General features: G+C 68.3%; 8 protein-coding genes and 1 pseudogene. 6 read left to right on the forward strand and 3 right to left on the reverse strand.

The features are described 5' to 3' along the window. From B3587_RS14300 to mtrA, 3 genes and pseudogenes are all read right to left on the reverse strand, one after another. Positions 1-578 (reverse strand): annotated as a pseudogene (locus B3587_RS14300) (hypothetical protein); the annotation flags it as partial. After that, positions 575-2,266: an MtrAB system histidine kinase MtrB gene (gene mtrB, locus B3587_RS14305; RefSeq protein ID WP_228177585.1), complete on the reverse strand. Its 1,692-nt coding sequence runs from the start codon at positions 2,264-2,266 to the stop codon at positions 575-577. The gene mtrB and the pseudogene B3587_RS14300, both read right to left, overlap by 4 nt. A gap of 48 nt (positions 2,267-2,314) precedes the next feature. After that, complete coding sequence (gene mtrA / locus B3587_RS14310; RefSeq protein WP_292729878.1) at positions 2,315-2,995, reverse strand: MtrAB system response regulator MtrA; 681 nt, start codon at positions 2,993-2,995, stop codon at positions 2,315-2,317. A 230-nt stretch (positions 2,996-3,225) separates the two neighbouring features. On the opposite strand from mtrA, the gene B3587_RS14315 reads away from it, so the two are divergent. The 6 genes from B3587_RS14315 to aqpZ form a co-directional block, all read left to right on the forward strand. Beyond that, positions 3,226-4,461, forward strand: a complete 1,236-nt coding sequence (locus B3587_RS14315) for a hypothetical protein (RefSeq protein WP_292729881.1) — start codon at positions 3,226-3,228, stop codon at positions 4,459-4,461. Beyond that, entirely contained in the window at positions 4,443-5,111 is a 669-nt protein-coding gene (locus B3587_RS14320) for a DUF4129 domain-containing protein (RefSeq protein ID WP_292729884.1), read from the forward strand. The genes B3587_RS14315 and B3587_RS14320 overlap by 19 nt, the downstream gene beginning before the upstream one ends. Next, positions 5,108-6,322, forward strand: coding sequence for a DUF4350 domain-containing protein (locus B3587_RS14325; RefSeq protein ID WP_228177581.1), 1,215 nt, complete (start codon positions 5,108-5,110; stop codon positions 6,320-6,322). Before B3587_RS14320 ends, B3587_RS14325 begins: the two co-directional genes overlap by 4 nt. After that, positions 6,319-7,317, forward strand: a complete 999-nt coding sequence (locus tag B3587_RS14330; RefSeq protein ID WP_228177580.1) for an AAA family ATPase — start codon at positions 6,319-6,321, stop codon at positions 7,315-7,317. Before B3587_RS14325 ends, B3587_RS14330 begins: the two co-directional genes overlap by 4 nt. 7 nt (positions 7,318-7,324) lie before the next feature. After that, a complete protein-coding gene (locus tag B3587_RS14335; protein ID WP_267189544.1) occupies positions 7,325-8,614 on the forward strand; it encodes a DUF58 domain-containing protein in 1,290 nt (429 codons plus the stop codon). Between the two features lie 128 nt (positions 8,615-8,742). After that, a partial coding sequence (aqpZ, locus tag B3587_RS14340; RefSeq protein ID WP_292729889.1) for an aquaporin Z occupies positions 8,743-9,500 on the forward strand: 758 nt, incomplete at its 3' end.

Below are 9,500 nucleotides of genomic sequence, written 5' to 3' on the forward strand. Positions count from 1 at the left end.
AACCATCTCTCGTCGGGAACGAGATAGGTCCACGAGGTATCGAAGTACATCACGGAGTAACGATGGAACACTGTCCCGAACACGCTTTCGTCCAGGACGATCCCGTCGGGAGCCTTGGAGATCCGCCATTGGCCTGCGACCTGTATCAGCTCGAACGCGAGTGTCGCGGTGCCGCCCAGAGCCGGCTCGTAGCGGCCCGTCGCATCGACGCTGGCGACGGGAGCGAGGATGACTTTCACGGTGTCGTCGACCGCTGGCTGCGCAACGATTTCGCCGGTGGGCACGACCGCCACACCGGCTGAGGGGTCCCATGAGGACTGGATCGCGGGCGCCAGGAAGGACCGGGCGGTTGCCCAGTCAGCGCTAGACCCGGACCCTGCGAGCAGGAAACCCTCGACGATCTCCTCCTGGGTGGCGCCCGGCTGCGGTCCGTCCGGGAAGAAGCGCACCTCGGGTCCGGTGCGTACCTCGTCGACGGGCCGGCCGGCCGTGACAGGACCGCTGACAGGAAGTCCCGCACAAGCGGAGAGCACCAGGATGCCGAGTATCGCCAGCACGGTGCCGATGAGCCGCCTCATGATCCGCCCCCCGCCGCCCGATCGCCGCTCGGAATCGTCGAGATCGGCTGGGTGTGTTCGAAAGCGTCGACCGTGTTCTCGTCACCGGGGTCGAGCGGAATCGGCGAGTCCAACGGAAGCGCCGCGGGCCCCGTCCGGTGCGCGCCGCGTGGAAGAGTGAGCACGAAGTGGGCACCGCGTCCGGGTTCCGACCACACTGCCAGGTCTCCCCCGTGCAGCTTCGCGTCACCGAGCGAGATCGCAAGGCCCAGTCCCGTGCCGCCGAGGGTTCGCTTGCGGGACGGATCGGCGCGCCAGAACCGATCGAACACGCGTGCGGCATCCTCGGCGGCGATGCCCATTCCGAAGTCTCTCACCCCAACGGCGACGGCCTGCTGATTACTGTCCACGGTGACCACGACCGGCTTACCCTCCCCGTGTTCGATCGCGTTGCCGATCAGATTCCGCAGGATCCTGCGCACGCGCCGGGCGTCCATGTCCACGGGCGAGTAACCGCCGGGGGCGACCAAGCGTAGATCAGTGTTGTGTTGGTGAGCGATCTGCTCCATTGACGCGATGACGTCCTCCGCGACGTGGGCAAGGCTCGTCGGCTCCAGTTCAAGCTGCACGGATCCCGCGTCGTACCGACTGATCTCCAAGAGGTCACTCAGAAGCACTTCGAAGCGCTCGACCTGAGCGGCAAGCAACTCGGCGGCGCGCGCTGTCGCCGGATCGAAATCATCCCGACGGTCGTTCAGCATGTCGGCGGCCAGCCGAATAGTGGTCAGCGGGGTTCGCAGCTCGTGCGAGACATCGGAGACGAATCGTTGCTGCACGAGCGACAGATCGGCAAGCTCCTTGATTTGCGTCTCGATGCTGTCCGCCATGGCGTTGAAGGACTCGCCCAGCGTCGCGAGCTCGTCTTCGCCACGCACCGGCAGCCGGACCCCCAGCTCCCCCGCCGCGAGCTTTGCGCTGGTCTGTGCAGCTTCACCGATGGGAGTGGTTACCGAGCGGAGCACGAACCAGGCGATGCCCCCGATGAGCAGGACCAGGGCAACCCCTACGACCCACAGTGTGGCCTGCACGAACCGCAGGGTCTGATCAGCTCCCTCAAGGCCATACGCGTAGTAGACCTCGAAGTCGCCGACCTGCGGGAAGATCAGCTGCTGCCCCACGACGATGCCCGGGGTGCCTGCGGCGTCGAGGGCGACAGACTGCCACCATTGCTGATTGGCGTCGGCTCGCACCTTCTCACGCAGGCCCTCGGAAATGATCGCCGTGTCGAACTCGCCGACGCGGTATGCCTGCGCAGCGGGATCAGAGGCCCCGATCCGGAACGTCGCGATCATGTCGGTCGACGATTGCTGCTGCAGGGCAGTGCGCAACCCGAGCCACACGCGCTGGATCTGTGCCGGGTCCCCCTGCGTGTCGGCTCCGTCGAGCACTGTCTGCGCGGATGCCGTTGCGCGAAGCGCCTGCTCGGTGACTTCGTCGCGCCGGGACGCGAAAAGATCATCCTGAATAGCCAGGGCCGTCCAGGTCACGGCGATCAGGATGGCGAAAGCTGTCAGCACGATCGTCACCGAGAGTGTGCGAAACCGCAGCGAGCGTCGCCACAGGTGCACGAGGTTGTCGGGCCACGCCCTCCAGTTGCGCCGCCAGATCAGCGGACGAAACGACGGCTCGGCGGCCCCTCGGGAGCCCACTGTCTCACCTCACGCGACCGCTGCACGCGGCCCGATCGTCGACGACGCTCACTCCACAGCACCGGCCCGGTAGCCCACACCGCGCACTGTCGTCACGATGCGCGGGTTGTCGGGGTCGAGTTCCACCTTGGCGCGCAGCCGCTGCACGTGCACATTGACCAGGCGCGTGTCGGCCTTGTAGTGGTAGCCCCAGACCTGCTCGAGGAGCATCTCCCGCGAGAACACCTGCTGCGGCTTGGAGGCAAGCGCGACCAGGAGCTCGAACTCCAGGGGCGTGAGCGAGATCACGTCATCACCGCGTCGTACTTCGTGGCCCGCGACATCGATCGTCAGATTCCCGATCCGCAGCGTCTCCTGCGACGGCTGCCCGCCGGGGCGCAGTCTGGTCCGGATGCGGGCCACGAGCTCTTTCGGGTTGAACGGCTTGACGATGTAATCGTCAGCACCGGATTCGAGCCCGCGGACGACATCCGCGGTGTCGGTGCGTGCCGTCAGCATGATGATCGGGATGCCCGACTCGGCACGAATAGCCGTGCAGATCTCGATGCCGTCGCGACCGGGAAGCATGAGATCGAGCAGGATGAGGTCGGGGCGTTCCGCGCGCCAGGTGTCCACAGCGGCGTTTCCGTCGGCGCAGAAAACCGTGTCGAACCCTTCCGTGCGCAGCACGATCCCGATCATCTCCGCCAGTGCGGTGTCGTCGTCGACAACCAGGATGCGTGAGTTCATCGCGCCTTCGTTCCTTGCGTCCAGCCTGCGCACTGGCGGCAGGCGGCCGCGTGTGCTTCCCCCGAGAGTAGTCGACTCCACCTGTGCGCACGCCGTTGATTCGCGCGCGCGTCGGTGCCGGCTCGGGCGGCGGGTGGCACGCCCGACGCGATGGTAACTGGCATGAGCGGGTCTGCGTCCCGTGTGACACGATGGAAACTCGCGTCGATTCCAGCCTGTAGGAGGAACCCGTGACCGCGTACCCGTCTTGGACGCCTGCGCCGCGGCCCGGGATCATCCCGCTGCAGCCGCTGACGTTCGGCACGATTCTGGGTCGTTCGTTTTCGGCGCTGCGGCACAACCCCAAGGTGCTGCTGGGGTTCGCGATGGTCGTGCAGACCGTCGCATACCTTGTCGTAACCATTGCGATCTCGGGAATCGCGTTCGCAAGCTTCTCACGGCTGGACACGGTGCCGGCGGGCACCGACGAGTGGGATGCCGTCTTGACGGGATCGATAACGCTCACCGCGCTGTCGGGCCTGGTGCTCGGTCTTCTCGCTGGTGCGGTTGGTGTTCTCGTTCAGGCCGTGGTGATCTCCGACGTTCTGCACGCTGCGGTGGCCGAAAAGATGACGCTGCGGATGCTGTGGCAGCGTGTGCGGCCCGTGGCCTGGCGACTGATCGGCTACACGATCCTTCTCTCGCTCGCGATCGGCGTGATCGTGATCATCGTCGGTGGTCTGATCGCCGTGCTCGCTGTCGCCGTTCCCGCCGCCGCGGTCATCCTCGGAATCCTGGTGATCCTCGCTGCCATCCCCCTCAGCCTCTGGCTCGCCGTGAAGCTTCTGCTCGTTCCGGCGGTCCTGATCGTCGAGCACACGTCGCTGGGGGCGGCGCTCGGTCGCTCATGGCGGCTCTCACGGGGCCGGTTCTGGGTGATCCTGGGAATCCTGGTGCTCGTATCGCTCGTTTTCGGTGCCGTCGCACAGGTCGTCAGCATCCCGTTCTCGTTCCTCGCCTCCGCGCTGACAACGGTGATCGCCCCCACTGGTGATGAGAGCGCAGCGGCGATCATCGGCGTTGTCGCAACCCTCGGTCTCACGCAGATCGTGACGCTTCTCATCCAGTCGGTCGCGGTCATCGTGCAATCCACCGCCGCGGGACTCGTGTACATCGACTGTCGGATGCGGCACGAGGGCCTGGACCTCGACCTCCTCGAGTACGTAGATCGCAGAGACGCGGGAGACACCGACCTCCCCGACCCGTACGTCGTTCACGTTGGGCGCGCCGCTCAACCGCGCTGGCCCACCGCGTACGGGCAACCTGCCCCGTTCGCCCCTCCGCCGGGCTACACGATCGTTCCCCCGCCCGCCGCGGAACAGACATCCGCGTCGCCCGCAGCCGTCCCGCCGGCCCCAGACCAATCGCCGCCGGCCCCGACCGCCGGACCCGATGACGATCAGACGACATGGGCGATGCCTCGGTGATCTCAGAGATCCCGCTCATTCCGGATGGCGAGCAAGCTCGAGACTGGGCTGTGCAGGAGCTCGCGGATCCGGTCTATCAGGCGGCGCAGCCGACCTGGTTCGACCGAGCCGCACAGGCGGCCCGGGATGCCCTCGCCTCCCTGTTCTCACCCGACGTCGCGCCGGAGTGGGCGGCGATTCTCGCCCTTGTCGCCGCCATCATCGCCATCGCTGTCATCGTCATCGCGATTCTCGTGTGGGGGGTACCTCGGCGCACGTCCTCGCGAAGAGCCCGCACCGGAGAACTGTTCGGAGACATCGACTATCGAACCGCCGAGGGGCTGCGGACGGCAGCCGAGGCTGCCCGGAACCGTCGAGACTGGGACACGGCGATCGTGCTGCGCTTCCGGGCAGCAGCCCGCGGCCTGGACGAACGGGGACTGATCGAGCTCGCTCCCGGAACGACTGCACGGCAGTTCGCGGTGCGCGCAGATGCTCTGGCAGCGCCGGTGAGCGCGGGAGCCAGGGAAGCGGCCACCGTCTTCGAGGACGTGCGCTACCTTCAGCGGCCCGGGACCGAGACAGGATACGTCGTGGTGGCCGCGGCCGACAGCGCGCTGGCCAGGCTCGAATCCGCGCAGGGCGCACCCGCCGAGGTTCCCGCGTCATGAGCCTCGATGTCCGCGAGCGGCGTGTTGCTGGCGCCGACCTCTCGACCTCCAGCGCCCGCCGCGGCTCGATACTCGGATGGATAGCGATCATCGTCGGGCTCATCGCGGTCGGAATCGTCGGTGCGAGCATCGTCGGTGGCGGCGAATGGAGCCAGCGCGAGTCGCTCGATCCTGAGTCCGCGGCCCCGACGGGCACCCGGGCGCTGGCACGCATCCTGGCCGAGCAGGGCGTTGAGGTGCGGGTAGTCCGCTCGCACGAGCAGGCTGCCGCAGAACTGCGTGACGGCGCGGCGACACTGGTGCTCCCCGATGCACCTGCGCTCTCCGACGACGCGATCTCCGCCCTTGCCGCGCCAGCGGCAGACGTCGTCCTCATCGACCCGCGCTCGCGCACGCTGCGCCTGATAGCCGATGGGGCGAACGCGGTGGGCGTCGCCGACGATGCGCTCGTGCAGCCGCAGTGCTCGGTACCGGAGGCGCAACGGGCTGGAGCGATCCGTCCGCGAACGGTCTTCCTCGCTACGGATGCCGCCCAGTGCTATCCGGCAGCCGGAGGCTTCGCCCTGCTGGTGCGCGAAACCGTCCGCTCCGATGTCCCGGGCACCCAGCGGGTGTCGGCAGTCGACGGGGCTGCGCTCTTCACGAACGAACACCTCGCCGAGGACGGCAATGCCGCCCTCGCGCTGGGTCTGATGGGAAGAAACGCCACGCTCGTCTGGTACGTTCCGTCCGTCGCCGACACCGACCTGGACCCGGCCAGCCCGTCCCTCGGCGAACTCACTCCCCCGTGGGTCAGCCCCGTGATCGTCCTCATGCTGGTGGCCGCCGTCGCGGCGGCGCTCTGGCGCGGCATCCGTTTCGGACCGCTTGTCGGCGAACGGCTGCCGGTGACGGTGCGCGGCGAAGAGACGACGCGGGGGCGGGCGCACCTCTACGCACGATCCGGCGACACTGCGCACGCCGCGTCCCTGCTGCGCCACGGCGCGCGCGTGCGGATCGCGCGGCTGCTCGGTCTGTCGGGGTCGTCGTCGGCAGCAGAAGTCGCCGACGCACTGGCCAGCGTGTCGGTGTCTTCGCGGGAGGAAGCGCGAACCATCCTGGACGGCGCACCCCCGACGTCGCGGCGCGACCTTGACGAGCTTCACGACCGATTGCGCAGACTCGAAGCCGCAGCACGGTCGGCACTTCACCCTGAAAGGAACAACCGATGACGACCTCCGACCCGGCACCGACCACGGCCGACGCCCCTACCGCCGACGATTCCGCCCGAGCCGCCGTCGGTCGCGTACGTGACGAAATCGGCAAGGCTGTCGTCGGGCAGGATGCCGCGATCACGGGCCTCCTGATCGCGCTGCTTGCCCGCGGACATGTCCTGGTCGAGGGCGTACCCGGTGTCGCCAAGACGCTGCTGGTACGGGCCTTCAGCCGCGCGCTCGGGCTTGAGACCAAGCGCGTGCAGTTCACTCCCGATCTCATGCCCGGCGATGTGTCTGGCTCGCTCATCTACGACGCCCGCTCGGGCGAATTCGAGTTTCGCGAGGGGCCGGTCTTCACCCACATCCTGCTGGCCGACGAGATCAACCGCACGCCGCCGAAGACCCAGGCGGCCCTGCTGGAGGCGATGGAAGAGCGTCAGGTATCGACCGACGGCGTGACCCGCCCGCTGCCCGATCCCTTCCTTGTCGCTGCCACCCAGAACCCGATCGAGCACGAGGGCACCTACACCCTCCCCGAAGCGCAGCTCGACCGGTTCCTCCTGAAGCTCATCGTCGACATGCCCGCGCGCGACGCGGAGGTCACGGTGCTGCGCCGACACGCCGACGGTTTCTCGCCGCGCGATCTCGACGAGGCCGGCGTGCAGACCGTCGTCACCGCCGCCGACCTCCGGGCGGCCCAGGCTGCGGTCCGGAACGTGACAGCCGCGGACGACGTCCTGGGCTACATTGTCGACCTCGCGCAGGCGACGAGGCAGAGCCCCTCCGTGCAGCTGGGTGCGAGCCCGCGCGCCGCAACCGCGCTGCTGGCGACGGCGAAAGCGTGGGCGTGGCTCGGGGGGTCACCGGCCATCACCCCCGACCACGTGCAGACGATGCTGCTGCCCACGTGGCGGCACCGTCTGCGACTTCGCCCGGATGCCGAGCTCGAAGGCGTCTCGGTCGAGGCACTGCTTCAGAGCATCCTGCAGCAAACACGCGTCCCGCTGTGAGCGCCGTATGTATGTGACCGGTCGGTACCCCCTGCTCGTGGGGGCCGGCGTTGTTCCCGTGATCCTCGGCTCGGTCGGCGGAATCCCCGCCTGGGCTGGGGCGGCCGCCTGGCTCGGATTCTGCCTCCTCCTGCTGGGTCTCGATGTGCTGTCAGCCCCCAATCCGCGTCGGGTGAACATCACGCGCGCTGGGCCGACAAAGGTGCTGCGTGACCAGCCGTCGCAGGTGACGGCAGCAGTCGTCAATACAGGTACGCGAACCCTCCGCATCCGCGTCCGAGACGCCTGGCAGCCGACGGCTGGCGCTACTACCGGAACGGCGGTGATACGGATTGACCCGGGCGCTTCGGGTCGCGTGGTCACCTCGCTGCTGCCGCGCCGGCGCGGAGAACTGCGCAGCGCCGGACTCGCGGTTCGGTCGGCTGGGCCTCTCGGGCTCGCGGGTCGGAGCGCACTCATCGCGGTTCCGGGAAGCATCCGTGTTCTGCCGCCGTTCACCTCGCGGCGTCACCTCCCTTCACGCCTTGCGCGGCTGCGCGAACTCGACGGCAACACCAGCGTCCAGGTCCGGGGGCAGGGCACCGAGTTCGACTCCCTGCGCGAGTACGTGCGCGGCGACGATGTGCGCTCGATCGACTGGCGCGCCACGGCCCGGGCCAGCGCCACGATGCTGCGCACGTGGCGCCCCGAGCGCGACCGCCACATCGTCATCATCATCGACACCGGTCGCACGGCGGCGACACGGGTCGATGACGGTGTGCGACTGGATGCCGCGATGGAGGCAGCCCTCCTCCTCTCAGCGCTCGCTGCGCAAGCGGGCGATCACATCCACCTGTTGATGTTCGACCGAGCAGTGCGTGCCCGGGTGACCGGCCGCGACGGCGCAGCGCTGCTGCCGGCCCTCGTCGACGCCATGGTCGCCGTGGATGCCGGGCTCATCGACACCGACTGGGACGCCGCCTTTGCGCAGGCCCGGCTCCTGACCACCCGACCCTCGATGGTCGTCGTACTCACGGCGCACGACGATCCGGAGGCCTCGCGCGGCTTCCTCGGCGCTCTCCCCCTCGTTCCCAGCCACACGCACGTTCTGGTCGCCGCGGCCCAGCCGGAGCAAACCGAGGCGTCACAATCCGATGCGTTCGAGGCCGCAGCCCGGGAGCGGGCCCGGTGGGACGCCGACCGAATGGTGACGGCGCTCTCCCGAGCGGGCGTCGATGCCCTGTCGGCATCCGCCGAGGAACTGCCACCGCGCGTTGCCGACCGTTACCTCGCGCTCAAGGCGCTCGGCCGGCTCTGAACGGCGAACCGCGGCCCGACCGCGGGGTCACAGGTGAAAACCGGGGTGATTTCGCACGCGCGGGGCATGTCGTTTGCCTGTGATTCGCCTGAGAGCGCTAGGTTTCGGCCGAATGAAAGGAGCCAGAGATGGCTGAAACCACTTCCACCCCCGGCACAGCAACGAAGCTGATCGCCGAGGCACTGGGTACGTTCCTGCTCGTGTTCGGGTCGATCGGCACCGCCCTGTTCGCCGCGAACTTCGGCGCGAGCGAGAACGGCACCTCGCTCGGCGTCGGCTTCCTCGGAGTCTCCCTCGCCTTCGGACTAACCCTGATGGCCGGCATTTACACCTGGGGTCCGATCTCGGGCGGCCACTTCAACCCGGCCGTCACGTTCGGGCTCGCCGCAGCCGGACGCTTCGCGTGGAAGGACGTTCCCGGCTACCTCATCGCTCAGGTCATCGGCGGCGCCGTCGGCACGACACTCATCGTGCTCATCGGGCTGTTCGGACCCGACGGGTGGCTCAGCGCCGCACAGGATGGCGGCTTCGCGAGCAACGGCTACGACACAGCATCCCCCGGCGGGTTCGGCCTCGGCGCTGCCATCGTCGCCGAAATCCTCCTCACCGCGATCTTCCTGCTCGTGATCCTCGGCGTCACGCATCCCCAGCGCAACGCCGAGAAGTTCGCGGGACTCGTCATCGGTTTCACGCTCACGATGATCCACCTCGTCTCGATCCCGATCGACAACACCTCCGTCAACCCCGCCCGCTCGATCGCGACTGCCATCTACGGCGGCGGCGAGGCACTCGCCCAGCTGTGGGTGTTCATCGTGTTCCCCCTGGTCGGAGGCCTCCTGGCCGGTTTCGCCCACCGCGCGCTGTTCGAGCGCAAGCCGCTCCCTCC

Source organism: Microbacterium sp. UBA837 (genome assembly GCF_002296025.1).
Classification (GTDB): domain Bacteria; phylum Actinomycetota; class Actinomycetes; order Actinomycetales; family Microbacteriaceae; genus Microbacterium.